The organism is Streptomyces sp. NPDC088707, assembly GCF_044752725.1.
Taxonomy (GTDB): domain Bacteria; phylum Actinomycetota; class Actinomycetes; order Streptomycetales; family Streptomycetaceae; genus Streptomyces.
On the sequence record NZ_JBIVLV010000005.1, the window covers coordinates 71,196 to 97,259 of the forward strand.

22 protein-coding genes are annotated in these 26,064 nt (G+C 74.1%); 8 read left to right on the top strand and 14 right to left on the bottom strand.

From position 1 onward, the window contains the following. Positions 1 to 17 precede the first annotated feature (17 nt). The gene (pulA, locus tag ACIP84_RS16815) at positions 18 to 5,318 is read left to right on the top strand and encodes a pullulanase-type alpha-1,6-glucosidase (RefSeq protein ID WP_401798410.1); all 5,301 of its coding nucleotides are present in this window, start codon (positions 18 to 20) and stop codon (positions 5,316 to 5,318) included. On the opposite strand, the gene ACIP84_RS16820 is transcribed toward pulA, so the two are convergent. After that, positions 5,305 to 5,850 carry a GNAT family N-acetyltransferase gene (locus ACIP84_RS16820; protein WP_401798411.1) on the bottom strand — a complete coding sequence of 182 codons (546 nt, stop codon included), beginning with the start codon at positions 5,848 to 5,850 and terminating at the stop codon, positions 5,305 to 5,307. The two genes, pulA and ACIP84_RS16820, sit on opposite strands and share 14 nt — an antisense overlap. Before the next feature lie 63 nt (positions 5,851 to 5,913). Here ACIP84_RS16820 and ACIP84_RS16825 point away from each other — a divergent pair, with 63 nt between their 5' ends. After that, a complete protein-coding gene (locus ACIP84_RS16825; protein ID WP_355964689.1) occupies positions 5,914 to 6,246 on the top strand; it encodes an isomerase in 333 nt (110 codons plus the stop codon). On the opposite strand, the gene ACIP84_RS16830 is transcribed toward ACIP84_RS16825, so the two are convergent. Then, entirely contained in the window at positions 6,231 to 6,965 is a 735-nt protein-coding gene (locus ACIP84_RS16830; RefSeq protein WP_355964690.1) for a TetR/AcrR family transcriptional regulator, read from the bottom strand. The genes ACIP84_RS16825 and ACIP84_RS16830 overlap by 16 nt on opposite strands. A gap of 37 nt (positions 6,966 to 7,002) precedes the next feature. Here ACIP84_RS16830 and ACIP84_RS16835 point away from each other — a divergent pair, with 37 nt between their 5' ends. After that, positions 7,003 to 7,512 (top strand): hypothetical protein, encoded by a 510-nt coding sequence (locus ACIP84_RS16835; protein WP_401798412.1) that lies wholly within the window; start codon positions 7,003 to 7,005, stop codon positions 7,510 to 7,512. A 12-nt stretch (positions 7,513 to 7,524) separates the two neighbouring features. On the opposite strand, the gene ACIP84_RS16840 is transcribed toward ACIP84_RS16835, so the two are convergent. From ACIP84_RS16840 to ACIP84_RS16860, 5 genes are all read right to left on the bottom strand, one after another. Next, positions 7,525 to 8,589: a PDR/VanB family oxidoreductase gene (locus ACIP84_RS16840; protein ID WP_355964692.1), complete on the bottom strand. Its 1,065-nt coding sequence runs from the start codon at positions 8,587 to 8,589 to the stop codon at positions 7,525 to 7,527. Then, the gene (locus tag ACIP84_RS16845; protein WP_401798413.1) at positions 8,589 to 9,473 is read right to left on the bottom strand and encodes a metal-dependent hydrolase; all 885 of its coding nucleotides are present in this window, start codon (positions 9,471 to 9,473) and stop codon (positions 8,589 to 8,591) included. Before ACIP84_RS16845 ends, ACIP84_RS16840 begins: the two co-directional genes overlap by 1 nt. A gap of 129 nt (positions 9,474 to 9,602) precedes the next feature. Further along, positions 9,603 to 11,885, bottom strand: a complete 2,283-nt coding sequence (locus tag ACIP84_RS16850) for a hypothetical protein (RefSeq protein ID WP_401798414.1) — start codon at positions 11,883 to 11,885, stop codon at positions 9,603 to 9,605. A gap of 174 nt (positions 11,886 to 12,059) precedes the next feature. Further along, positions 12,060 to 12,872: a tyrosine-protein phosphatase gene (locus ACIP84_RS16855; protein WP_401798415.1), complete on the bottom strand. Its 813-nt coding sequence runs from the start codon at positions 12,870 to 12,872 to the stop codon at positions 12,060 to 12,062. Positions 12,873 to 13,003: 131 nt separating this feature from the next. Further along, entirely contained in the window at positions 13,004 to 14,005 is a 1,002-nt protein-coding gene (locus tag ACIP84_RS16860; RefSeq protein WP_401798416.1) for an NAD-dependent epimerase/dehydratase family protein, read from the bottom strand. Positions 14,006 to 14,249: 244 nt separating this feature from the next. Here ACIP84_RS16860 and ACIP84_RS16865 point away from each other — a divergent pair, with 244 nt between their 5' ends. Further along, positions 14,250 to 14,873 carry a hypothetical protein gene (locus ACIP84_RS16865; RefSeq protein WP_401798417.1) on the top strand — a complete coding sequence of 208 codons (624 nt, stop codon included), beginning with the start codon at positions 14,250 to 14,252 and terminating at the stop codon, positions 14,871 to 14,873. Between the two features lie 51 nt (positions 14,874 to 14,924). Beyond that, on the top strand, positions 14,925 to 16,361 hold the full coding sequence (locus ACIP84_RS16870) for a PepSY-associated TM helix domain-containing protein (RefSeq protein WP_401798418.1): 1,437 nt from the start codon (positions 14,925 to 14,927) through the stop codon (positions 16,359 to 16,361). Positions 16,362 to 16,383: 22 nt separating this feature from the next. On the opposite strand, the gene ACIP84_RS16875 is transcribed toward ACIP84_RS16870, so the two are convergent. The 4 genes from ACIP84_RS16875 to ACIP84_RS16890 form a co-directional block, all read right to left on the bottom strand. Next, entirely contained in the window at positions 16,384 to 16,938 is a 555-nt protein-coding gene (locus tag ACIP84_RS16875; protein ID WP_355964699.1) for a winged helix-turn-helix domain-containing protein, read from the bottom strand. A 428-nt stretch (positions 16,939 to 17,366) separates the two neighbouring features. Then, positions 17,367 to 18,398 (bottom strand): glutamine synthetase, encoded by a 1,032-nt coding sequence (gene glnII, locus ACIP84_RS16880; RefSeq protein WP_073917423.1) that lies wholly within the window; start codon positions 18,396 to 18,398, stop codon positions 17,367 to 17,369. Positions 18,399 to 18,536: 138 nt separating this feature from the next. Then, entirely contained in the window at positions 18,537 to 19,757 is a 1,221-nt protein-coding gene (locus ACIP84_RS16885) for an ARPP-2 domain-containing protein (RefSeq protein WP_401798419.1), read from the bottom strand. Next, positions 19,754 to 21,163 carry a hypothetical protein gene (locus ACIP84_RS16890; RefSeq protein WP_401798420.1) on the bottom strand — a complete coding sequence of 470 codons (1,410 nt, stop codon included), beginning with the start codon at positions 21,161 to 21,163 and terminating at the stop codon, positions 19,754 to 19,756. The genes ACIP84_RS16885 and ACIP84_RS16890 overlap by 4 nt, the downstream gene beginning before the upstream one ends. Positions 21,164 to 21,387: 224 nt before the next feature. Here ACIP84_RS16890 and ACIP84_RS16895 point away from each other — a divergent pair, with 224 nt between their 5' ends. Continuing rightward, positions 21,388 to 22,377, top strand: coding sequence for a Gfo/Idh/MocA family protein (locus tag ACIP84_RS16895; protein WP_401798421.1), 990 nt, complete (start codon positions 21,388 to 21,390; stop codon positions 22,375 to 22,377). Here the strand turns inward: ACIP84_RS16895 and ACIP84_RS16900 are convergent. Continuing rightward, positions 22,296 to 23,765, bottom strand: a complete 1,470-nt coding sequence (locus tag ACIP84_RS16900) for a PLP-dependent aminotransferase family protein (protein WP_401798422.1) — start codon at positions 23,763 to 23,765, stop codon at positions 22,296 to 22,298. The two genes, ACIP84_RS16895 and ACIP84_RS16900, sit on opposite strands and share 82 nt — an antisense overlap. After that, on the bottom strand, positions 23,762 to 24,223 hold the full coding sequence (locus ACIP84_RS16905; protein WP_401798809.1) for a MarR family transcriptional regulator: 462 nt from the start codon (positions 24,221 to 24,223) through the stop codon (positions 23,762 to 23,764). The genes ACIP84_RS16900 and ACIP84_RS16905 overlap by 4 nt, the downstream gene beginning before the upstream one ends. A gap of 74 nt (positions 24,224 to 24,297) precedes the next feature. Here ACIP84_RS16905 and ACIP84_RS16910 point away from each other — a divergent pair, with 74 nt between their 5' ends. Continuing rightward, positions 24,298 to 25,224: an alpha/beta fold hydrolase gene (locus ACIP84_RS16910; RefSeq protein ID WP_401798423.1), complete on the top strand. Its 927-nt coding sequence runs from the start codon at positions 24,298 to 24,300 to the stop codon at positions 25,222 to 25,224. 28 nt (positions 25,225 to 25,252) lie between these two features. Here ACIP84_RS16910 and ACIP84_RS16915 read toward each other — a convergent pair whose 3' ends face one another. Further along, on the bottom strand, positions 25,253 to 25,612 hold the full coding sequence (locus ACIP84_RS16915; protein WP_355964706.1) for an arsenate reductase family protein: 360 nt from the start codon (positions 25,610 to 25,612) through the stop codon (positions 25,253 to 25,255). A gap of 148 nt (positions 25,613 to 25,760) precedes the next feature. Between ACIP84_RS16915 and ACIP84_RS16920 the strand changes: the two genes are divergently transcribed. Then, positions 25,761 to 26,036: a hypothetical protein gene (locus ACIP84_RS16920; RefSeq protein ID WP_073917414.1), complete on the top strand. Its 276-nt coding sequence runs from the start codon at positions 25,761 to 25,763 to the stop codon at positions 26,034 to 26,036. Positions 26,037 to 26,064: the final 28 nt, after the last annotated feature.

Here is a 26,064-nt window from a genome sequence, read left to right on the forward strand (position 1 = left end):
CTCCAGGGAGCACCCCCGTGACACGCAAGAGAACGGCGGTCGCACTGGCCGCCGCCCTGTGCGCCGCCCTCGTGCCGGCCGTCCCCGCGGCCGCCGCGCCCAGGCCCCCGGCCCCGCCCTCCGACCGGGCGCTCGCGGCCGAGCCCGCCCGCCAGGACCTCACCCGCGAGCAGTTCTACTTCGTCCTGCCCGACCGCTTCGCCAACGGCGACGCCTCCAACGACCGGGGCGGCCTCACCGGCAGCCGGACCCAGACCGGCTTCGACCCCACCGACAAGGGCTTCTACCAGGGCGGCGACCTCAAGGGCCTCACCGAGCGGCTCGACTACATCAAGGGCCTCGGCACCACCGCCATCTGGATGGCGCCGATCTTCAAGAACCGGCCCGTGCAGGGGGAGGGCAAGGACGCCTCCGCCGGCTACCACGGCTACTGGATCACCGACTTCACCCAGGTCGACCCGCACTTCGGGACGAACGAGGACCTGGAGAAGCTGATCGCGGCCGCCCACCGCAAGGGCATGAAGGTCTTCTTCGACGTCATCACCAACCACACCGCCGACACCGTCGACTACGCCGAGCAGAAGTACGGCTACCGCCCCAAGGGCGCCTACCCGTACCTCGACAAGGACGGCCGCCCCTTCGACGACCGCGAGGCCGTCGGCAAGGTCGACCGGGACTCCTTCCCGTACACCCCCGTCGCCTCCACCGAGAAGGCGGACACCAAGGTCCCGGCCTGGCTCAACGACCCCGCGATGTACCACAACCGCGGCGACTCCACCTGGGTCGGCGAGTCCGCCGAGTACGGCGACTTCGTCGGCCTCGACGACCTGTGGACCGAGCGCCCCGAGGTCGTCGACGGCATGCGGAGGATCTACGAGAAGTGGGTCCGCGACTTCAAGATCGACGGCTTCCGCATCGACACCGTCAAGCACGTCGACCTCGACTTCTGGACCCAGTGGGCCACCGCCCTCGACGCCTACGCGAAGAAGCAGGGCCGCGAGGACTTCTTCATGTTCGGCGAGGTCTACTCCGCCGACACCGCCGTCACCTCCCCGTACGTCACCCGGGGCCGGCTCGACGCCACCCTCGACTTCCCCTTCCAGGACGCCGCCCGCGCCTTCGCCTCCCAGGGCGCCGGAGCCGACCGGCTCGCCAAGGTCTTCGCCGAGGACTACCGGTACACCACCGACAAGGCCAACGCCTACGAGCAGGTGACCTTCCTCGGCAACCACGACATGGGCCGCATCGGCACCTTCCTCAAGCAGGACAACCCGAACGCCTCCGACACCGAACTCGTCCGCCGGGCCACCCTCGCCAACGAGCTGATGTTCCTGTCCCGCGGCAACCCGGTGATCTACTACGGCGACGAGCAGGGCTTCACCGGCCCCGGCGGCGACAAGGACGCCCGCCAGACCCTCTTCGCCTCCCAGACCGCCGACTACCTCGACGACGACCAGCTCGGCACCGACCGCACCCACGCCACCGACGCGTACGACCCCACGCACCCGGTGTACCGGTCCGTCGCCGCCCTGTCGAAGCTGACCCGCGACCACCCGGCCCTCCGCGACGGCGTCCAGCGGGAACGGTACGCCGAGGGCTCCGTGTACGCCTTCACCCGTACGGACCCGAAGACGCGCACCGAGTACCTCGTCGCCACCAACAGCGCCACCACCGCCAAGACGGTCACCGTCCCCGTCGACTCGGTGAACCTCCGTGGCCTGTACGGCAGCCAGGGCGCCGTGAACGCCGCCGACGGCAGGGTCACCGTCACCGTCCCCGCCCTCTCCTCCCTGGTCCTCAAGGCCGACAAGCCCCTCCCGGCCCCCGCCGTGAAGCCCTCCGTCAGCCTCAGGGCCCCCGCCGCCGGAGCCACCGGCACCGTCGAGCTCACCGCCGACGTCAGCGGCGACGCCCTCAACCGCGTCGTCTTCGCCGCCCAGACCGGCAACGGCCGCTGGCAGACCCTCGGCACCGCCGACCACGCCCCCTACAAGGTCACCCAGCACGTCGCCGCCCCCGCCGGCACCGCCCTGCGCTACAAGGCCGTCGTCGTCGACAGCACCGGCCGCACCGCGAGCGCCACCGCCGCGAGCACCGCCGGACAGGCCCCCGCCCCCCAGAAGCCGGTCGCCGTCGAACGCACCTACGCCGTCGTCCACTACCGGCGCGAGGACGGGAACTACGACGGCTGGACCCTGAAGGGCGCCGGCCAGGAAGCCGCCTTCACCGGCCGCGACGCCCACGGCGCGTTCGCGTGGGTCAAGGTCCCCGAAGGCGCGGCCACCCTCGCGTACACCGTCGAGAAGAACGGCGCCGCCGACGGCCCGCAGCGCAGCGTCGACCTCGGACGCACCGGCGAGGTCTGGATCACCCAAGGCGCCGACGGCCAGTCCGACACCAACCCGGCCCCGGTGACCCCGGACAAGACCAAGGCCGTCCTCCACTACCAGCGGACCGACGGGAACTACGAGGGCTGGGGCCTCCACACCTGGACCGGCGCCGCCCAGCCCACCGACTGGTCCAAGCCCCTCATGCCGACCCGGACCGACGCCTACGGCGCCGTCTACGAGGTCCCGCTCACCGAGGGCGCGAGCTCCCTCTCGTACATCCTCCACAAGGGCGACGAGAAGGACCTGCCCACCGACCAGTCCCTCGACCTGGCGAGCCTCGGCCACGAGGTGTGGCTGCTCTCCGGACAGCCCAAGTACCTGCTCCCGACCGTCGGCGGCGCCCCGAACCTCGACCTCGGCAAGGCCGAGGCCCAGTGGATCGACCAGAACACCGTCGTCTGGAAGGTCAAGGCCACCGAGGCCACCAGCCAGCAGCTCGTGTACGCGAAGGACGGCGGGATCACCGTCACCGACGGCGCCCTGAACACCGAGGGCCGGTGGCTCCGGCTGAACCAGACCGCCCTCACCGACGCCCAGAAGGCGAAGTACCCCCATCTCAAGGAGTACCCGGCCTTCACCGTCGACCCGCGCGACACCGAGCGCGTCCGCGACTCCCTGCGCGGACAGCTGATCGCCACCCAGCGCGCCGCCAACGGCGCCCTGCTCGCCGCCACCGGCGTACAGACCGCCGGAGTCCTCGACGACCTGTACGCGAAGAAGGCCACCGGCGCCGCCCTCGGCCCCGTCTTCCGCGGCGGCAGGGTCGGCCTCTCCGTCTGGGCGCCCACCGCGCAGTCCGTCGCCCTCGAACTCGACGGCCGGACCGTGCCCATGCGGCGCGACGACACCTCCGGCGTCTGGTCCGCCACCGGCCCTCGCAGCTGGGCGGGCAAGCCGTACCGGTACGTGGTGAAGGTCTGGGCGCCCAGCGTCCAGAAGATCGTGGTGAACAAGGTCACCGACCCCTACTCCACCGCCCTCACCACCGACTCCGCCCGCAGCCTCGCCGTCGACCTCGCCGACCCGAAGCTCGCACCGGCCGGCTGGCGCGGCCTCAGGAAGCCGGCCGCCGTGCCGCTGCGCGACGCCCAGATCCAGGAACTCCACATCCGTGACTTCTCCGTCGCGGACCCCACGGCGAAGGCCGACCACCGCGGCACCTACCTCGCCTTCACGGACAAGGCGAGCAAGGGCTCGAAGCACCTGCGCGAACTCGCCGCCTCCGGCACCTCCTACGTCCACCTCCTCCCGGCCTTCGACATCGGCACCATCCCCGAGAAGAAGTCCGACCGGACCGAGCCCGCCTGCGACCTGAAGGTCTACGCCCCCGACTCCGAGGAGCAGCAGGCCTGCGTGGCCGCCGCCGCGGCCGAGGACGCCTACAACTGGGGCTACGACCCGCTGCACTACACCGTCCCCGAGGGCTCCTACAGCACCGACCCCGAAGGCACCCGCCGCACGGTCGAGTTCCGGCAGATGGTCCAGGCCCTCAACGGCAGCGGCCTGCGCACCGTCATGGACGTCGTCTACAACCACACCGTCGCCGCCGGACAGTCCGACAAGTCCGTCCTCGACCGGATCGTCCCCGGCTACTACCAGCGCCTCCAGGCCGACGGCACCGTCGCCACTTCCACCTGCTGCGCCAACACCGCACCCGAGAACGCGATGATGGGCAAGCTCGTCGTCGACTCCCTCGTCACCTGGGCCAAGGACTACAAGGTCGACGGCTTCCGCTTCGACCTCATGGGCCACCACCCCAAGGCCAACATCCTCGCCGTGCGCAAGGCCCTCGACGAGCTGACCGTCGCCAAGGACGGCGTCGACGGCAAGGCGATCATCCTCTACGGCGAAGGCTGGAACTTCGGCGAGATCGCCGACGACGCCCGCTTCGTCCAGGCCACCCAGAAGAACATGGCCGGCACCGGCATCGCGACCTTCTCCGACCGGGCCCGCGACGCCGTCCGCGGCGGCGGCCCCTTCGACGAGGACCCCGGCGTCCAGGGCTTCGCCTCAGGCCTCTTCACCGACCCCAACACGTCCACCGCCAACGGCACCCCGGAGCAGCAGAAGGCCCGGCTCCTCCACTACCAGGACCTCATCAAGGTCGGCCTGACCGGCAACCTCGCCGACTACTCCTTCACCGACACCTCCGGGCGTACGGTCAAGGGCAGCCAGGTCGACTACAACGGCGCCCCCGCCGGATACGCCGCCGCCCCCGGCGAGGCCCTCGCCTACGCCGACGCCCACGACAACGAGACCCTGTACGACGCGCTCGCCTTCAAGCTCCCGGCGGCCACGCCGGCCGCGGACCGGGCCCGCATGCAGGTCCTCGCCATGGCCACCGCGACCCTCTCGCAGGGCCCGGCGCTCTCCCAGGCCGGCTCGGACCTGCTGCGCTCCAAGTCCCTCGACCGCAACTCCTACGACAGCGGCGACTGGTTCAACGCGATCCACTGGGACTGCGGCGACGGCAACGGCTTCGGCCGCGGTCTCCCGCCGGCCCCCGACAACAAGGCCAAGTGGGGATACGGGAAGCCGCTCCTGGTGAACCCGGCCCTGAACGTCGGCTGCGCGCAGATCGACGGCGCCTCCGCCGCCTACCGCGACCTCCAGAAGATCCGTACCACCGAGCCGGCCTTCTCCCTCGCGACCGCGGACCGGGTGCAGGACGCCCTGTCCTTCCCGCTCTCGGGCCCCGAGGAGACCCCGGGCGTGATCACGATGCGCCTGGGCGACCTGGTCGTGGTCTTCAACGCGAGCACACGGCAGCAGACGCAGCGCGCCCCCGGCCTGGCCGGGACGTCGTACGCCCTGCACCCGGTGCAGGCGAACGGCTCCGACACGGTCGTGAAGACGTCGTCCTACGAGCCGGGTTCGGGCACCTTCACGGTCCCGGCGCGCACGGTGGCGGTCTTCACGGCGAAGTGACACCCCCACCCGTCGGACCCGGGGTGAGCGACCGCTCCATCAGGGTCACCCCGTAGCGCGTGCCGTCGGCGGCGAGCTTTCCCGGCTCCTCGCCGACGGCACGATAGCCCGCGGCCTCGTAGTACGTACGGAGCCGCGGGTTGTCCGACAGACAGTCCAGCCGGGCGACCGACCGCCCACCGGCCGCGACCCGGCCCTCCGCGTGCGCGAGCAGCGCCCGCCCGGCCCCGGCGGGGGCCGAGCCCCGGTCCGTCATCAGCCGGTGGACGTACCCGGCGACCGGCGGCTGCGGGCCCCAGGCCTGCTCGTCCTCCCACCACAGCTCGTACGCGCCGACAGGCAGCCCGCCGTGGCACGCCAGCCACACCTCACCGGCGGCGAGCCGTCCGCGGAAGTGCTCGGCGCTCTTCCCGCCGGGCTTCCACTGGTCGATCCCGCTCCTCAGCATCCACCGGGCCGCGCCGTCGTACATTCCCACCAGCAGGTCCACATCGCCGGCGTCCGCCTGCCGGAAGGTCACTTGTGCCGTCATGGCGATCACCGTAAAGGTGTGGCCAGACATCCGACAGCCGTATCCCTCTGGCCGGGAGTGCCCATGCCGCAGATCACCGTCGACCACTCCGCGCCCCTCGACCGGCGCGGCTTCGCGCTCGCCCTGCACCCGCTCGTCGTGAAGACGGTCGACACGACGCTCGACGCCTGCAAGACCCGGTTCCGCGAGGTCGACGAGGCGGTCGTGGGGGACGGCTCGACCCAGGACGCCCTCGTCCACGTCGAGATCGCGCTGCTGCCGGGCCGCCCGGACGAGCTCAAGGGGCGCCTCGCGGAGGCGGTCCTCGCCCTCCTCCCGGAGCACCTCACGGCGACCGACGGGGTGCGCCTCTCGGTCGAGGTCCGCGACCTGGAGGCGTCCTACCGCAAGCGCTGATCGGGTACGGAGGGCACCTCGGGCGCGACCGCGGGCACCAGCGCGACCAGCCGGGCCACCAGTTCCCCGAAGGGGCCGTCGGCCGGCTCGTCGGCGAGGATGCCGACCAGGATCTCCGCCATGTCCGCGTCGTACGCGGCACTCACCGCGGCGAGTGCCCCGAAGTCGTGCACGAGCTGCAACTCCAGCTCGGCGCGCGGGACCCGGCGGCCGTCCAGCCAGATCAGCGCCGTCGACTCGGCGAGCGACACCCAGGACCGCACGACCAACTCCAGCCTGGCCGAGGGCTTCTCGACCTGGAGATGGGCGAGGATCTGCACGTACGCGGCCTGCCGCACCTCGTCGATCATCGCGTTCGTCGTGGAGGAGCCCACCGCGGGCCCGCCCCGCATCAGCGCCGCGAACCCCGGCCCGTGGTCGTCGACGAAGTCGAAGAACCGGCCCATCACCCGCAACAGCCGCGCCCCCAGCGGACCCTGCGGCGGCTCCACGAACCTGGCCGCCAACTCGTCGGCCGCGCGCCGGAGGGCCGCCTCGTAGAGGCTCTGCTTGCCGGGGAAGTAGTGGTAGACCAGCGGCCGCGAGATCCCCGCGGCCGCGGCGATCTCGTCGATGGAGACCTCGTCGGGAGAGCGGTGGCTGAAGAGTTCGAGGGCCACCCCGATCAGCTGCTGCTTGCGCTCCTCGACGCCCATCCTGCGGCGCACCCCGGTCGTCATACGAACAGCCTAACGTCGTCCGATACGCTCCTGCCCCATGAGCGCTTCCGACCAGGACACCCCGGCCGTCAAGGCAACCGAGGCCCCGGAGGCCCCCGAGGCCGAAGAGGCCGACGCCGTACGCGCGAAGACCCCCGCCGAGGGCCGGAAGACGGCCGCGGCGGACGAGGCCGCCCGGGACACGGCGGCCGCGGCGGACGAACTCGACGAGGACGACGACCTCGACGAGGACGACCTCGACGAGGCGGACGACGACGACACCCCGGACGAGGACGAGGTCGCCGCCGCGGACGGCCTCACGCCCAAGCAGGCCCGGCGCATCCGCGTCGCCGTCGCCTCCGTGCTGCTCGTCGCGATGGCCGTCGTCCTGGTGATCCGGCTCGCGAGCCGGACGTCGGTCCTGGTCGTCGGGGTGTACGGACTCGCGATGATCCTCTGCGGGATCGTGATCGAGCTCTCCCGCAACGGCCGTACGCGGCTCGGCACCTGGCTCCTGGTGGGAGGCCTCCTCGCCGCGCTGGCCCTCGACTGGCTGGTCCTGCCGTAGCCCGCTGACCCCCTAGAGGTCCAGGACGAGCCGCTCTCCCGCGCAGCGCGAGACGCAGATCAGCATCGAGTCGTCCCGCTCGGCGTCGGTGAGCAGCTCGTCCCGGTGGTCGACCTCGCCCTCCAGGACCCGCTGCCGGCAGGTCCCGCAGAAGCCCTGCCGGCAGGAGTACATGAGGCCCGGGACCTCCTCGCGGACCGCCGCGAGGACCGACTGGTCCGCCGCCACCCGCACCGTACGGCCTGAGCGGCGCAGCTCGACCTCGAAGGCCGTGCCGCCGGTCGTCGCGGTGGCCGAGAAACGTTCGAGGCGCGGGGCCGCGCCTTCCGGCATCGCCGCCGTCACGGCGTCCATGAGCCCGTCGGGACCGCAGCAGTAGACGGGGGTCCCGGCCGGTACGCCGGCGAGGAAGCCCAGGTCGGGGTAGCCGGTCTCGTCTTCGGCGACGACGGTCACCCGGTCCCCGGCGGCGCCCAGCGCCTCGATCTCCGCCAGGTACGGCATGGTGGCGCGGCTGCGCCCGCAGTACACGAGCCGCCAGTCCGCCCCGGCCGCCTCGGCGGCGCGCAGCATCGGCAGGACCGGCGTGATGCCGATGCCGCCGGCGACGAAGACGTACGCGGGGGAGCCGACGAGCGGGAAGCGGTTGCGCGGGCCCCGGATCTCGATCTCCACGCCCTCGTGGAGCTGCTCGTGGACCTCGCGCGAGCCGCCCCGGCCGCCCTGCCCGGTCTCGATCAGCCGGGTCGCGACGGTGTACGTGGGGTCGGCCGGGTCGCCGCAGAGCGAGTACTGCCGGACGAGCCCGGAGGGCAGGACGAGGTCGATGTGCGCGCCGGGCTGCCAGGCGGGCAACCCGCGTCCCTCCAGACGTAGTTCGACGACTCCTTCGGCCGGAGTGGCACGCGAGGTGACGAGGACCTTGCGGGGGACGGTGCTGCCCCGGCCGTATCCGGACACGGGCTCGTCGAGGGCGGGCATGGGCCACAGCGGGGCGGTCGTCATCCGGCTGCGGACGGCGCGGCGGACGAGCAGCGCGGCCCCGGCGACGAGGGCGACGGTGGTGAACCGGGGCATCAGCGGCCTCCGTTGGCGCCGGGGGAGGAGGCCAGGTAGGCCATCGCCTGCGCGGTGTCACCCTCCTGGGAGGGGTGGTAGGCGCGGCTCAGGTAGCGGGGTATCGAGCGCAGCATGTCCGGGGTGGAGGGCAGCACGCCCTGCCGGCCCTTGCGGACGAACTGGCCGAAGGAGGCCTTGCCGTCGAGGAGGGTGGGGTCGTTCTCCATGAAGAAGCGGACCCCCCGCTGCCAGAGGAAGACGAGGGCGGAGAAGGCGAGCGCCCAGGTGCGGGCGCGGCGCCGGTAGCCGCCGTCGAGGAGCGTGAACAGCTCGAAGGCGACCGAGCGGTGCTCGACCTCCTCGGCGCCGTGCCAGCGCAGCAGGTCGAGCATGGTGGGGTCGGCGCCGACCCGGTCGAGCTCGTCGGCGTTCAGCACCCAGTCGCCGAGGAAGGCGGTGTAGTGCTCGATCGCGGCGATGAGCGCGACCCGTTCCATCAGCCACCAGCGGCGCGGCCGCCCCGGCGGCAGGGTCCGGTCCCCGAGGAGCTTCTCGAAGAACCAGTCGACCTGGGCGGTGTACGGGGTCGGGTCGAGGCCCTGCTCCCGGAGGTGGGGCAGGACGTCGTCGTGGGCCTGGGAGTGGACGGCCTCCTGGCCGATGAAGCCGATGACGTCCGCGCGCAGCCGGTCGTCGGTGATGTACGGCAGCGCCTGCCGGTAGACGTGCACGAACCAGCGTTCGCCGGCCGGGAGCAGCAGGTGCAGCACGTTGATGGTGTGCGTGGTGAAGGGATCGCCGGGCACCCAGTGGAGCGGAGTCTCCTCCCAGTCGAAGGAGACCTTTCGGGCCTTGAGCTCGACGTGCTCCGACGCCACCGGTGCAGGCTGCGTATTAGACATGGCGTCAATGTACTGAGGGGTAGCGCGGTGGCAACAGAGGTGTGCACCGTCTTTCTGCCCTGTGGGGGAGGGGACGCCAAGAGGAGGTGGGGGAGGGGAGGTCCCCACCTCCCCCACCCGGCCCGGACATCACCTCAGCGCGCGCACCCGTGTCCCGTCCGGCAGGGTGCCGCCGAGGTCGGCGCGGGCCCCCGCCGCCGCCTTCACGGCCAGCAGCGGCCCGTCGGACCGGCCCTTCACCCCGCCGGAGGTCTCCAGGGCGGTGAACTCCGGACTCCCGGCGGCCAGCACGTACCAGCCGCCGCCGGGCGCCTGCCAGAGCACCCCGGCAAGCACCCGGGGATCGCGCACACCGCAGGCGGGCGACCCCTCGGAACGCGCCGCGAGCGCGGCGGGCACGGAGGGCGACGGGACCAGGAACTGGGCGAGGACCCGGCTGCCCGTACCGCGCCAGGTCTCCGCGCGGGTGCACAGCCAGGTGCCGCGCCCGGCGCCCTCGGGCAGCGGCTGCCGGGCGAACCGCCAGGCGTTCACGGACCGCACGCCGTGCGCCCGTACCGCGGACAGCTGGCACGCGGTCCGCGCCCAGGCCTCGCGCGCCTCGGGGGCCGTGGCGTCGGCGGGTGCGGCGGGCGGCCCCCAGAGCAGCCGGGCGGGCGCGAGCTCCCCGAGGTCGGCGAGCATCCGGAGCCCTGAACCGTCCCGCACCTGAAGGGTGTTCCAGCGGGTGCAGCCCTTCGCCGGCGCGGGACCGGTCATCGGCTCGGTCACCCCGCCGGCGTCACGCCCCAGCGGCCTCGCGTCCTCGCCGGGCGCGAGGAGATCCCGTACCGCGGTCTCCTTCACCCAGGGAGCCGTCAGATAGCGGACGTTGCCGGCCGCGCGGGAGAGCACGAGCGCGGCCGAGCCGACGGCGTCGGCGCCGTCGGTCCGCGCGAAGTCGAGCGCGGCACCGGCGTCGCCCCCGACGGGCTCCGCGTACCGCACGGCCCGCAGCCCGTCGTGAAGGAGCACCACCCGGGCCCCGTCGACCACCCCGGCGAAGAGCAGCTGGGGCGGCCCCATGGGCGGCCCGACCGGCGTCCCGGGCGTGGCGGACGAGTGCACGGACGCGCCGGGCCGCGCCCACACGGCGAGCGCCCGCCGCAGCAGCGCGCGGTCCCCGGTGAGCGCACCGCGCGCCGGCCACACGGAGAAGTCCTGCCGGGTGGAACCGGGCCAGACGGCCGGGTCGACCCGCTTGAGGGCCCCGGGGTCGAGCGCGGCCTCGGCGGCGGGGTTGCGGGCGTACGAGGGCGCCGCAGCACCGTTTCTGCCCCATCCGTCCCCCGGCAGCCCGAGCAGCGCCCCGCACACGAGCAACGCCGCGACGGCGACGACCCCGGCCCGCGCGTGCTGCCGCCGCCGCAGCAGGTCGGTGGGCCGCGCCTGCAGCGCACAGGGGTCGAACTCGTCGGACTCGAGCAGGGCGACACCGCTGCGGCGCCTGCCGGGATCGAAGCCGCGCCGAGCCGGCTGGACGGCAGGGGGGTGCTCGCGGTTCTCGCCGCCGCCGCCGTCCGCGCCGCCGGTCCCCGGGGACCCGTCGGGGCCGGTCGGGGTGCCGGCGCGCCGCCCCGCGTCCCCGTGGCTTGCGCGACCGGCCGCGCCCGTCCCCGGCCGGTCGCCGCCGGCTGAGCCCCGGCCGGGACCGGGCTGTTCGCCCACCCGGTCGCTGCGGCCGTACGGGCCCGTACCCCCGGCGCCGACCCGGTCGGCGAAACCCGCACCGGCGCCGGAACGGGTGCCGGCCCCGCCACCGGACGGGGGAAGCGTCCCGTCCGGCCCCTCACCCGGGGAGTCGGGAGCGTCCTCCAGCGCGTCGGCCTCCGCCAGCGCCGCCGCCGGGTCCGCCACCCCCGCCGCCGTGAGCACCCGCAGGACCTCCGCGTCGCCCTGGCGTTCCAGGCCCCGCAGGACGTACGCGGCGCGGCCCGGCCCGGAGAGCCGGGACAGCCGCTGGTCCAGGGCGAGTTCGTCCGCGCCGCCCACCCGGGGGAACAGCCGCAGCCCCCACACGTGCGGCAGCAGCGGCGGGAACTGGGCCCGGCGCGGCAGCGCGAGGCGCCGCAACGGCAGCCCCGCGACGAGTGCCTGCCGCAGCACCTCACCCCGTACGTACGCGTATCCGGGATCGACCGCGTCCTCCGCGAGCCGCGGCTCCGGCACGGGCGGACCCGCGACCCGGCGGCGCGGCAGCGAACGCTGGACGAGCGCGTGCGCGGTCAGCACCCGGCGGTTGCGGCCGAGCGACGGCGGCAGCACGAGGTAGGCGATGCGGACGAGACGCGGATAGCGCTCGACGAGCGCGGCCTCGGCCTGCTCGACGTCGACGGGGCCCACGGGCGAGGGAACGAGATCCTTGGTGCTCACGTTCAGCAGAACGAGCGATTCTTCCGATGGTCACCCCGGCGGCCCGGACGGCGACGGCACAGCATGCTCGGCGGCCGACTCCCGCTGCCGGCGCCCTGTCCGACCGACGCGACGACCCACCCGACGACCCACCCGACGGGTCACCCGGGGCTCAGCCGGGGCCCACCCGGCGGCTCACCCGACCGGTCGCCCCGCGCGGACCGTCAGCCGCTCGCGGATCCGCTCCACCACCTCGTCCGGGACCCCGAGACCCTCCCGTACGTACCGCTCCATCGACCCGTGCCGGACCGCCACCTCGTCGAGCGCCGCGTCCAGGTACCGCGGCAGGACCCCGATCAGATCGAGCGCGAGATCGGGGTCGCCGCCCTGGGCGGTGAACCCCTCGATCATCGGCGCGAACGCCTGCCGTACGGCCGTGTTGACCGACAGGTACTCCTCCCGCACGGTCTCCTCGTCCGCGCCGAGCAGCGACAGGACGACCGTCGCCGCCCACCCCGTACGGTCCTTCCCCGCCGCACAGTGGAAGAGCAGCGGACCGGCGCCCGGAGCGCCCAGCTCGGTGAGGAGGGTGCCGTAGGCCGCGCGGGCGGACTCTCCGGAGACGAAGGCCCGGTACGTCCGGGCGAAGGCCGCCCGGACCCGGCCCTCGCCGAGGTGCTCCTCGGCGAGCGCGGGGTCGGACAGCAGCGCCTTGAGACGGGCGGCGGGCGGCAGTCCGCTGGTGGCCAGATGGTCGGCGAGCACGTCCGCGACGAGGCCCCGGGCACCGGAGGGGAGCCGGTCGGGCCGGTCGGCCCGCTCGGTCTCCGTACGGAGGTCGACGACCGTACGGATGCCCAGCGCGGCCACGACCGGCTCGGCCGGGTCGAGCCGGTCGAGCTGGGCGGACCGCAGGACGAGGCCCGGACGGACGGCATGCCCGCCGGCGAGCGGCAGACCCCCCAGGTCACGGAGGTTGGCGACGGAGGTGGCGGGGATGGCGGGCATGATGTCGACTCCTCCGGTACGTACGCGTTCGAGTCGACCGTAGAGGATCACCCCGGTACAGGCAGTTCCAGCAGTCTCGCGTGGAATGTGCCCGGCCCCGGCCGCCTCCGCCCTCCGTCCCTCCGCCCGCCTCACCCCTCCGCGAGCGCCGCAAGCACCTCCGCCTCGCGCTCGGGGGAGAGGCCGACCTGCGGCCGGTCCGGGCGCTGGGGCGCCATGCCGCCGACCGATTCCAGCCACGCCCACGTGTCCGCGACCGTCTCCGCCGCCGACCGGCAGCGCAGCCCCGCCGCGAGCGCGCGGGAGACGTCGGCCGCGTGCATCGCGTCGTACATCTCGCCCGGCGGCAGCCACACGGGCAGCTCCGACCACGGCGCCACCCCGGCCTCGACCAGTGCCTCCGGCGCGGTCCAGCGGAGTTCGGCGTCGGAGCCGGTGACCCGTACGCAGGCGTCGAGCAGATCGCCCATCGTCACGTGCCCGGGCGGCGAGACGAGGTTGTACGGCCCCGAGAGCCCCGCGGCCACCGCGTCGAGGGTCCACTCGGCGAGGTCGCGGACGTCGACGTACTGGACCGAGAGCGAGGCGGGCCCGGGGGCGAGGACCGGACCGCCGCGCGCGATCCGGCCCAGCCACCAGGGGAGCCGGCCCACGTTCTCGTACGGGCCGAGGATGAGGCCCGCGCGGACGAGCAGCGTCCGGTCCGCGCCGAAGGCGGCGGTGGCGGCGAGCTCGCCGCCCCGCTTGGCCTCGGCGTACGGCACGTCCCCGTCGTCGGCCGAGCCCTCCACCAGCGGGCCGTCCTCGTCGAGCCCGGCCGCCGCCGGCCACGCGTACACCGAACGGCTCGACACGTACGCGTACCGCCCGACCCGGTCGGCGAGCAGCCGTGCCACGTCCCGCACCGCGGACGGCGCGGCCGACCAGGTGTCCACGACGGCGTCCCAGGAGCCCGTGGCGAGCGCGGCGAGACCGTCGGGGCCGGTCGTGCGGTCGCCGATGAGCGAGGTGACCCCCGCCGGCGCCGCGTGCCGGCCGCGATGGAAGACGGTCGCCTCCCAGCCCCGGGCGAGCGCCGCCTCGACGACCGCGCGGCCGACGAACTCCGTACCTCCGAGCATCAACAGTTTCATGATCGGAGCGTCCCTCGCGGGACGGCGTGGGACCAGGGCTTTTCGCTGCCGGAGGATTCCGCCGAGGGAGGAAGGTCATCGGCCCGGGAGGAACGTCATCGGTTCGGGAGGGGGGTCTCGTGCGCCTCCGGGCGGGGTGGCACCATGACGGGCGATGACGAATGCCCGGTCGCCCCTACGCGCAGTGAGAGCCGCCCTTTTCGCGGTGGTGTGCGTGACCTTGGCAGCCGTGGGGCATTCGTCCATGTCTGCGCACCAGCTTCCGGCGTTCGCGCTGCTCGGCGCCTTCACCGTCACGGCCGCCGCCGCGTGGGCCGCCGCGGGCCGGCGCCGGGGCGCCCCGACGATCGCGGGCGCGCTGTCCGTCCTCCAGGGCGCACTGCACCTGCTCTTCTCGATGGCCGGTTCCCTGGCGGGGGACACGGGACATCCGGCGACGGCCCCGCACGGCATGCCCGGCATGCACGCCATGACCGGCATGCACGCCATGCACGGATCGGCGGGCGCCGACGGCGCCGACGGCGTGGCCGGCCCGCACGACCTGAGCGCAGCCACCGCGATGTTCAGGGACATGAGCACCGGCATGCTCGCCGCCCACCTCCTCGCCGCGCTCCTCTGCGGCCTCTGGCTCGCGCACGGCGAGGCCGCGTTCTTCACGCTCGCCCGAGCCGCCCTCGCGTACGCCTTCACCCCCCTGCGGCTGCTCTTCGCGCGCGCGCGGGTCCCCGACGCGCCGCGTCGCCCCGTCCGGCGGGCCCGGCGGAGCGCCCACCGCCCGCACACCGTCGTCCTCGCCCACACCCTGTCCCGGCGCGGCCCGCCCCGGCTGTCCGCACCCCGCGCCACGACCCTCGGAGCACACGTCTGACCCGGGGGTCCCCTCCCCCTGTCTGCATCGACTCCAAGGACAGTCACAGCGATGACCATCGACGATCCCGCACGCCCGGAAACGCCCGAGGCGCCACCGTCGGAACGCACTCCCGCCACCCCCACCGCCCCGCAGAAGGCGGGGACCTGGAGCGCCCTGCGCCCCCTCGTCCTCCGTCTCCACTTCTACGCGGGCGTGCTCATCGCCCCGTTCCTCCTCGTGGCCGCCGCGAGCGGTCTGCTCTACGCGCTCTCCTTCCAGGCCGAGAAGGTCGTCTACGCGCACGAGCTGGAGGTCCCCGTCGGCGAGACGACCCTGCCGCTCTCCCAGCAGGTGGACATCGCCCGCAAGGCCAACCCGGACGGCACCGTCACCGCCGTCTGGCCCGGCGCCGAACCCGGCGCGACCACCCGCGTCCTGATGGCCGACCCGGACGTCCCCGAGGACACCTCACTGGCCGTCTTCGTGGACCCGTACACCGGGGACGTACGCGGGCAGCTGCCCAGCTACGGAAGCTCCGGCGCCCTCCCGCTGCGCACCTGGATCGACGGTCTGCACCGCGATCTGCACCTCGGGGAGTTCGGCCGCAACTACAGCGAGCTGGCGGCGAGCTGGCTCTGGGTCATCGCCCTCGGCGGTCTCCTGCTGTGGCTCGGCCGGCGGCGCAGGAACCGCCGTGCCCTGTTCGTACCGGAGGGCGGCCCGGCCTCGCGCCGCCGCACGCTGTCCTGGCACGGCTCGGTCGGCCTGTGGGCGGTGACCGGACTCGTCCTGCTGTCGGCGACGGGCCTGACCTGGTCGAAGTACGCGGGCGAGAACATCGGCGTCGTCCAGGACGGCCTCGGCGGCGCCACGCCCACGCTCACGGCGACCGTCGACGGCGCGGCCGGCGGCTCCTCGGAGCACGAGGGCCACGGCGGTGGCCACACCGGCGGCAGCACCGCCCAGGGCCCGGACATCGGCCTCGACAAGGCCCTGGAGACGGCCCGTGCGGCCGGCATCGACAGCCCGAGGATCTCGGTGATCCTGCCGGGCGAGGGCAAGGGGTACGTGGTCAAGGAGACGGACGCGCAGTTCCCGCTCCAGCTGGACTCGGTGGCGGTGGACCCGGCGGACGGCGCGGTCGTCGACCGGCTCGCCTTCGCGGACTACCCGCTCCTCGCGAAGCTCACCCGGATAGGCATCGACGCGCACATGGGCGTCTTCCTCGGCCTGTTCAACCAGCTGGCCCTCGCGGTCCTGGCGCTCGCCCTGATCCTGCTGATCCTGTGGGGCTACCGCATGTGGTGGCTGCGCCGCCCGGGCCGCCCGGCGGCCCGCGGCGCCTGGCGGAAGGTCCCGGTGACGATGCTGCTCCCGCTGCTCGCGGTGACGGCCGTGGTGGGGTGGTTCGTCCCCTTGCTCGGCATCAGCCTGTTGCTGTTCCTGACCGTGGACCTCGCCCTGGGACTGGTGTCCAGGGCGAGGGGCAGGGCGCGGGCGAGCTGACCGCGCCGGCCGAACCGCCCGGTCAGGGCGTGTACTTGTAGCCGACCCGCCGCACGGTCTGGATCGTGTGGCGGTGCTCGGCGCCCAGCTTCCGCCGCAGCCGGGCGACGTGCACGTCGACGGTGCGTCCGTCGCCGACGTGGCCGTACCCCCACACGGTGGTGACCAACTGGTCGCGGGTGTGGACCCGGTGGGGGTGCGCCACCAGATGGGCGAGCAACTCGAACTCGAGATATGTCAGGTCGAGCGCCTGCCCGTCCACGACGGCGATCCGCTGGACGCCGTCGATGGCCACGGGCCCCTGGTCCTCCACCGCGGCGGGGACGGGCGCGGGCACGGGAGCGGCGACGGGCAGCCGCGGCTGCTGATCGGCCGGTACGAGCACGAGGTACCCGACCATCGGCGGCCGGCCCGGCAGCGTCGGCAGGGTGTGCGGGGGAGCGGGCAGCAGAGTGGCGCCGGGCGGCAGGAAGTCGGCCACCTGCGCGAAGTCGACGACCTCGTTGGGATCGACGGCGCGCAGTCGATGACGGCCGGGACGAACGGCGGTGGGGGTGCTGTGAGCGGTCTGGGCCATGGGGAGTCAGCTCTTTCGCGCGGAGGAACGGACGGACAGGAGTCGTACGTCAGACGTCGTGCGCGTCGGCCGAAGGCCGTGGATCGGACCGTACCGATCGGGGCTTTAGAGGGCCGACGCGTTCCTCGCGCGGCAACACACCCGGTCGAAGTCGTGGTGCTGCCGGGAAGGCCAGAACGGCTCGAGGTCGTGACGACCCGTCGCGGTGTCGTTCTGTGTGATGGCCATATCCCTATTGAACCAGAAGGGAATGCCCCCGACGACCCCTTCGTCGGCCAAACCCCGTGTCGTCCTTCCCACATGCCGGGAGAGCCGCCCGGTTCGCGAGGCCGGGAGGAGCCCCGTCACGCGCCGGGAGAGGCCCGGCACGAACGCCGAGAGGCGCCCACCGGGAAGGGTGGGCGCCTCTCGGCGTGAAGACGTGCGGATCAGACCTGGCCGGCCTTCGCGAGGGCCTCGCAGCAGGTGTCCACCAGGAGGCGGGTCACCGTGTACGGGTCCACGTTCGCGTTCGGGCGGCGGTCCTCGATGTAGCCCTTCTGGTCCTGCTCGACCTGCCACGGGATGCGGACCGAGGCGCCGCGGTCCGAGACGCCGTAGGAGTACTGGTCCCACGGGGCGGTCTCGTGCAGGCCCGTCAGACGGTCGTCGATGCCGGCGCCGTAGTTCTTGACGTGGTCGAGCGGCTTCGAGCCCTCGCCGAGGGACTCGGCGGCGGTGATGATCGCGTCGTAGCCCTCGCGCATCGCCTTCGTCGAGAAGTTGGTGTGCGCGCCCGCGCCGTTCCAGTCGCCCTTCACCGGCTTCGGGTCCAGCGTCGCGGAGACGTTGAAGTCCTCGGCCGTGCGGTACAGCAGCCAGCGGGCGATCCACAGCTGGTCCGAGACCTCCAGCGGCGCCAGCGGGCCGACCTGGAACTCCCACTGGCCCGGCATGACCTCGGCGTTGATGCCGGAGATGCCGAGACCGGCCTTGAGACAGTTCTCCAGGTGCGCCTCGACGATCGGGCGGCCGAAGATCTCGTCCGCGCCGACACCGCAGTAGTAGCCGCCCTGGGCGGCCGGGAAGCCGTTGACCGGGAAGCCGAGCGGGCGGGTGCCCTCGAAGAACGTGTACTCCTGCTCGATGCCGAAGATCGGCTCCTGAGCGGCGTACTTCGCGGCGACCTCGGCCAGCGCGGCACGCGTGTTGGACTCGTGCGGCGTCATGTCCGTGTTGAGGACCTCGCACAGCACCAGGACGTCGTCGCCGCCGCGGATCGGGTCCGGGCAGACGAAGACCGGCTTGAGGACACGGTCCGAGGCGTGGCCCTTGGCCTGGTTCGTGCTGGAACCGTCGAAGCCCCAGATCGGCAGCTCGCCGAGCGTGGCGCCCCCGCCCACGATGATCTTCGTCTTCGAACGAAGCTTCGCGGTCGGCTCGGTGCCGTCGATCCAGATGTACTCAGCCTTGAAGGTCACTGGCCTCATCCTTTGGGCGTGCTGCTGCGGGTGTCGCGGCGGCTCGCGGCGCTGCGAGAAGCTGCGGTGTCTGTGTCCGGTCGCAGCTTCGCAACACGGGATTTCCCGTCCGTTGCCCGAATGTGAACCCCGTGTTACTCAGCTTTCCCGATCTTCGCGGAGCCGCTGTGCGACGGAGTGCTCGTTCAGGAACGAGCCCAGACCCGCGCTCCGGACACGCCGTACGACCTCCGCGTACGAGGTCCCCAGGGCCTCCGCCGCCCGCCCCAGGTGCCAGTCGCAGTCGGCGAGCCGCCGCAGCAGATACCCCTTGCGGATCTGGTTCTCCGAGAGCCGGAACGTCTTCAGATAGGCCGTCCGCCCCTTGCGGTCGGTGATCAGCTCCCCGATGTGCTGCTCCCGCCCGCCCCGCTCGAACGGCGGCAGGAACCGGTGCAGGTCGAACGGCCCGGCCCGGTGGACCCGCTCGAAGGCGTACGAGGTCTCCAGGAGGTCCCGCGCCATGATCCCGTCGTGCGCCGCGGCCCAGGCCCGCTCCTGCTCCCGGGCCGCCGCCCGCAGGTCCGCGAGGGTACGGATGCCACCGCCCCCGTCCCGGATCCGCGCCGTGAACTCGGGCACCGGGCCGCCGTAGTACGCGTACTGGTGGACCAGCTCCCCGTACAGGTCCTCGACGAGCGTCGGGTGCAGCAGCCGGTAGTCGTCCGGGTGCGGCACCACGAAGGCCGCGGCCAGCGCGTCGGCCGTGTACAGGAGCAGCCCGCACTGGCCCGGGTGGACCTCGAAGATCCACAGCGCCTCCGTGAGCCCGGGCACGCCCCACCCCGCGTACGCCGCCTCGGCACGCGGCGAGAGGCCGTGCCGGACCGCCTCGCGGGACCACTCGTCCCAGACGATCGAAGGACCGCCGAAGTGCAGCGCGAGATAGCCCTCCAGGGCGAGGTGCAGCGGCAGGAAGCGGAGCCGCGACTCGGCGCGCCCGTCCTTGTCGCGCCGCCGCTTGGCCATCCGGTGGACGCGGCGCACGGGCACGCGGTCCGGCACCTCGTCGCGGCCGCCGCTTCCGCGCGCGCCGGCTCCGCCTCCGAGCCGGGTCCCGTACGCGGCGGACTCCCGGCCCGCCCCCGGCACCGGGTCCGCCCCGGCCCCCGCCCCCGTCCAGTCGGCGACGAACCCGTGCGGGACGTACGAGGTGTAGGTGGAGCGGTCGGGCAGGTCCACCGCGCCGAGCCCGCCGTACACCTCCCGGTGCAGCCGCAGCCCGGGAACCGGCTCTGACCGCACCAGCGGCACCAGCCGTACCCCGCCCCACACCTGCGCGGGCCGGACGTCGAGCCCGGTCAGATCGATCCTGGTCATGCCCGTCCCCCTTCCTCCGCCGCCTTCAGGAACAGCTCCACCCGCCGGTCCAGATAGGCCCGCAGCTCCGCGAAGCCCGTCCGCCCCTCGGCGAACTGCGCGATCTCCACCAGCGCCGCCAGGTCCTCCGCGTCCCGGATGCCAGCGGCGGGCACGCCCGGGGCGAGCCGGCGCACGTCGAAGCCCTGCCCGTCGTATACGGGGTTCAGGTGCACCACGCTCGTGCGGCGCTCCGGATCCAGCCGCGACCGCCACACCCGCAGCACCTCGCCCGCGAGTCCCGGCGGGGCGTTGTCCCAGCCGTCCGAGACGATCACGAGCCGGTCCGGGCCGGTCTCCAGACCGTCCAGGATCCGCAGGCCCAGCGGGGTCGGCCCGTACGGCCGGACGAGCAGCGGATCTTCCCCGCCCGACGTCCAGAGCGGCGTGTACGCCCCCGGCGCCGCGAGGGCCTCCAGGAGGAAGTGGCAGCCGAGCGCGACCGCCAGCGGACGACGCCGCTTCACCGCCGAACCCGAGGAGGAGAAGCTGTCGTCGAGCACCGCCGTGACCCGCCCCCAACTCCCGGCGTACGGCCCCGCCGCACGCCGGGCCGCGGCCCGCAGCGCCCCCGTCAGCTCGGCCCGCCGCTCCACGCGCTCGCCGAACGGCAGCGAGAGGACGTACAGGGCGAGCCGGGTCAGCGGCATCACGGACAGGTCGGCGGCCCGCTCGGTCCTGAGCTGTTCGAGCCGGGTCATCCGGGGCGCGATCCGCTCCAGGAACACCGCGCGCGGCACCCCGTGCCTGGCGGCGAAACCCTCGGCGACGGTGAACGGCAGCTCGTACAGCGCCCCCTGCTCGTACCGGGCGCGGCGGAACGCGTCGAGCGTCGGGCTCTCGTACCGGACCCGGCGCCCCGGCGCGAAGAGGAAGTCCCCGGTCTCGGGGTCGGGCAGCCGCCCGTGGACGTGCCGGAGAGTGGCCTTCAGACCGCTCCGGTACTTCACCGCGTCCAGGGCGGGATCGGGGCGGGCCGCGAGCCACGCGCGCACGATCGCGCGCGTACGCCGGTTGTTGACCCCGGCGGCGCGCAGCGCCCGGAACAGCCGGTAGACCCGCTGCGGCGGCAGCAGCGCGAGCCGGGCCCCGATCAGCCGCCCCTCGGCCCGCTTCTCCTCGGGCCCGCCCGCCTCGTCGGCGGTGCGCAGGAGCTGCTCGACGACGAGGGCGGCGTTGTGGTGGTTGATGTCGAGCGCGAGGGCCGCGGCGTACACGGGCCGGTAGTTGACCCGTACGTACTCGTGGACGAAGCGGAGCGAGAACTGCTGCTCGGCGGCGGAGGAACGGAACTCGCGCTGGCCGGTGGCGGTCACGGCGGCGTTGACGAAGAGGAGCACGTCCTCGGCGGCGACGAGCTCGGACAAGGCTCTCTCCTTCTCGTACCGCGTGGGCGCCGGCCGGGGAATGAGGGCGCGAACAGCGAAGACGTTGCTTCAGAGGCAGGTTCCGGAAGTCGCACCGGAGTCCCGCGGCCGGCCCGGAAACGCTAACACCGGGCAGGGGGAGGGGCGCGAGCGGATTTCGGTGAGGGCCGCCGCGGGCGGGTCCGCCTGGGACCGTTGTCGGAGGCACCCGGCAGACTGGGGGCATGGCGAAGCAGCTGGGCGCGAAGCCCCGTATCGGACTCCTCGGCACCGGCCCCTGGGCCGGTCACACGCACGCGCCCGCGTTGGCCGGGCATCCCGGGATCGAGTTCAGCGGGGTGTGGGGCAGACGCCCCGAGGCGGCGGCCGCGCTCGCCGCCGCGTCGGGCACGCGCGCGTACGACGACGTGGACGCGCTCCTCGCGGCCAGCGACGCCGTCGCGCTCGCGCTCCCGCCGGACGTTCAGGCCCCGCTGGCGGTCCGGGCCGCGGAGGCCGGCTGCCATGTCCTCCTCGACAAGCCGGTCGCGACGACGGTCGCCGGGGCGCGGGAGGTGGCCGAGGCGGTGGAGGCCGCGGGAGCGTCCTCGGTCGTCTTCTGCACGCTCCGCTTCGCGGAGCCGACGGCCCGCTGGATCGACGAACAGGCGGCGGCCGGCGGCTGGTTCCTGGGCGAGGCGCACTGGCTGGGCTCGCTCTACGGGACCGGTTCGACCAGCGAGTACGCGGCCTCACCCTGGCGCCGTGAGAAGGGCGGCCTGTGGGACGTGGGCCCGCACGTCCTCTCGGTCTACCTCCCGGTCCTCGGAGACGTCACGGAGATCACCGCGGCGCGGGGCCCGGCGGACACCCACCACCTGGTGCTCCGCCACACCTCGGGCGCGAGCAGCACCGCCACCCTCACCCTCAGCGCACCGCCGGAGGCGGCGGAGGCGGCACTCACCCTGTACGGCACCGGGGGCCGGGCCGAACTGCCCCGCTGGGACGGGGCGGTGGGGGCGTTCGGCGCGGCGGTGGACGCCCTGGTCGACGCGGCCCGCACGGGCGAACCCGACGCCTGCGACGTCCGCTTCGGGCTCCGCCTCACGGAGATCCTGACGGCGGCGGAGGCGATCGCGGCGGAGGGCGCCCGTCAGGACCCCAGTGCCTCGGACAGCCCCGCGCACAGCGCCTCCAGCGCATCCGGGTACAACCGCTCCGGCGGCGTGGCGTAACCGACGACCAGACCGTCCGGAGGGGCCGGGTCGTCCAGGCGGGCCGGGCCGCGCAGGGCGGCCGGGCCGTCCGGGGCGTCCGGACGGGCCGGGTCCCGGGCGCCTGGATGGCGATAGGGGGCCAGGCCCTCCACCGCGGCCCCGCGCCGGGCCGTCGCGGCGAGGGCCGCCCGCTCCGTACCGGCGGGCAGTTCCAGGACGGCGTGCAGCCCGGCGGCGATGCCCGTCACCCGTACCGCCGGGACCCGTTCGGCGAGCAGCGCCGTCAGGCGGTCGCGCCGCGCGCGGTGCCGCTGGCGCATCCGCCGGACGTGCCGGTCGTAGGCGCCCGAGGCGAGGAGGTCCGCGAGGGTGAGCTGGTCCGCCGCGGAGGCGTACGGCTCGCGTTGGCCCTTCGCCGCGACCACCGGGTCCACCAGCCCGGACGGCAGGCACATCCAGCCGATCCGCAGGGCGGGGGAGAGGCTCTTGCTGACGGAGCCGATGAGCACGGTCCGCTCGGGGTCGAGGCCCTGGACGGCGCCCACGGGCCGCCGGTCGTAGCGGAACTCCCCGTCGTAGTCGTCCTCGATCACCAGCCCGTCGGAGGCCCGCGCCCACTTCAGGACCCCGGCCCGGCGCTCCGGGTGCAGCGGGCCGCCGGTGGGGAACTGGTGGGCGGGGGTCAGCAGCACCGCGCGCGCGTGCTCCGGGATCTCGGCGACCCGCGCCCCGTCCTCGTCGACGGCCACCGGCAGGGTGGTGACTCCGGCCTCGGCGAGCAGCCCGCGGTGGAAGGGCAGCCCGTACGCCTCGACCGCCCAGGGGTCCGCCGGGCCGAGCACCCGTGCGAGGAGCCGGAGCGCGTGCGCGGCACCGGAGCAGACCACGATCCGGTCCGGGGTGGTGCGGACGCCCCGCACCCGCGCGAGGTACTCGGCGAGGGCCAGGCGCAGTTCGATCCGGCCGTGCGGGTCGCCGATCCCGAAGGCCTCGTGCGGCGCGGCCGTCAGGGCCCGCCGGGCCGCCGCCAGCCACGCGGCGCGGGGGAAGGCGCCGGGGTCGGGCTTGCCCTGGACGAGGTCGTACGGGAGCGGGGGCGGCACGGTCGTCCGTACGGGCCGGGGGGCGGGGGCGGCGACCCGGTCGGCGACGCGGGTCCCGGAGCCCTGGCGGGAGGTGAGCCAGCCCTCGGCGACGAGCTCGGCGTACGCGTCGGCGACGGTGTTCCTGGCGATGCCGAGATCGGCGGCGAGCGACCGGTAGGGCGGCAGCCGGGTCCCCGGGGCCAGCCGCCCGCCGCGTACGGCCTCGCGCAGCGCGGCGATGAGCACGGCCCGCCGCCCGCCGGCGGCGCTCAGCTCCAGGTGCAGATCGACCCCGAGCCCGTCGTCGCCCGACGCGGTCACGATTCCTCCCCGTCGCTCACGGCGCGCACGTCGCCCACGTTGCTCATGAGGTCCCGTACGCCGGTCAGGAACCGACGTACGGCCTCCCTCTCGCCCTCCTCGAACCCGCCGAGCAGGGCCACGGCCCCGTCGACGAGGGGCCCGAAGTGGGCGCGCCCCAGCTCCTTCGCCCGGTCCTCCACGGTGAGGAGGACCCGCCGCCGGTCGCGGGTGTCGCGGACGCGGGCCACGTGGCCGAGGCGTTCGAGCCGGTCGACGACGGCGGTCGTGCCGGCCGAGTTGAGGCCGAGCCGCGCGCCGAGCCACCCGGCGGTGGCGTCGGTGCCGGCGCGCTCGGCGTCGAGGAGGCAGATCAGGGCGCGGACGTCGGTGGGGTGCATGCCGTTGCGGGCGGCGAACTCGCCCTGCCGGAGGCCGTATTCGACGGTGACCTCGCGGAGCAGATGAAAGATGAGCATCTCGGGTGACTCGGCCACCGCGTCCTCCTATTATCTCGCTGAGCGAGATTATCGCCGAACGAGAGGACCAGGAGATGCCCGAATCCCGAACCTCCGACTCCGCGCACGACTCCGACTTCGCGGACGACTCCGGCTCCGCGGACGACTCCGACTCCGCGGACGACTCCGCGAACGACTCCGCCTTCGACTCCGCGTACGACGAACTCCTCGCCACCTGGCCGCACCCCACCACGGCCTCCGAACTCCCCACCCCCTACGGCACCACGCACCTCCTGCACCACGGCGCCGAGGACGCCCCGCCGGTCCTCCTCCTGCCCGGCGGCGGATCGACCGCCGGCTCCTGGCGCACCACGGCCGCGGCGCTCGGCGCGACCCACCGGGTGCACGCCGTCGACCTCGTCGGCGGCCCGGGCCGCAGCCGTACGGACGGCCGCCCGATCCGTACGGCCGCCGACCTGACGGCCTGGCTGGACGCCGTGCTCGACGGCCTCGGACTGACCTCGGCGGCCTTCTGCGGCCACTCGTACGGAGGGTGGATCGCGCTCCGGTACGCGCTGGCGGCCCCGGACCGGACCGACCGCCTCGCCCTGCTCGACCCGACCGGCTGCTTCGCCGGCTTCCGCCCGGGCTATCTGCTGCGGGCGCTGCCGACGCTGCTGCGCCCGACGGCCGCGCGGACGGCGGGGTTCCTGGCGTGGGAGACGGGCAGCGCGGAACACGACCCCCGGGTGCGCCGCCTGGACACCCTGGCGGCGGAGCTCCCGCGCCTCCGCCCGGTCACCGGCCCCCGCCCGACCGCCACCGAACTCGCGGCCCTGCGCCCGCCGGCTCTGGTCCTCCTGGCGGAGGGCAGCCGGACGCACGACGCACACGAGGTGGCGACGAGGGCGACGGCCCTGGGCCTGCGCGCGGAGCTCGTGCCGGGGGCGACCCACCACACCCTGCCGGCCACGCTGCCGCCGAAGACCCTGGCCACCCTCACGGGCTTCCTGGCCTCCTAGGGCTCGATCCGACGGAAAGGTCCAGGCCCTACCGGGAGAGCGCGTCCCGCACGGCCTCGTCGGACCGGCCGACGACGGCCGTCCCGTCCTCGGCCGTGATGATCGGCCGCTGGATGAGCTCGGGATGCGCGGAGAGGGCCTCGATCCACCGCTCCCGGCTCCCGGCGTCGCGGGCCCACTCCTTCACCCCGAGCTCCTTGGCGACGGCCTCCTGCGTCCGCGTGATGTCCCACGGTTCGAGCCCGAGCCGGTCGAGCACCTGCCGGATCTCGTCGGGGGAGGGCACGTCCTCCAGGTAGCGGCGCACGGTGTAGTCGGCGCCCTCGGCGTCGAGAAGGGTGAGGGCGCTGCGGCACTTGGAACAGGCGGGATTGATCCAGATCTCCATGCCCCCACGGTACCCCCCAGAGCACCCTCCACCACCCCCCAAACCCCCTCTGGCCAGGGGCGATTGTCAGTGGGGGGCACTAAAATAAGGGGTGAAGGTGAGGGTCCCGGGGAGGGCCCGCACCCCGCCGTTCGCCAGGAGGTAGCCCATGGCTCTCGCCGTGATCCGGACACCGTCCCTCGAACCCTGGAAGCCGCTCCGGAAGAAGCCGCTCCCCGCGGGCCGCCCCCGCGAGTGGTACGTGACGCACAACCGCCGACTGAAGGCCATGCGCCTCGCGATCGCCCTCCTCGACGCCGGCGTCTACGTCCCGTCGAAGGCCACGAACGCGACGATACGCACCACGGCCGACCACCTCGGCATCCACCCGCCCTCGGACACCACCTGCCGCATGGTGCGCGCCATGATCCGCTACGGCCGCTGACGGCGGAGGGGCGCTGCCCGGCCCCCGG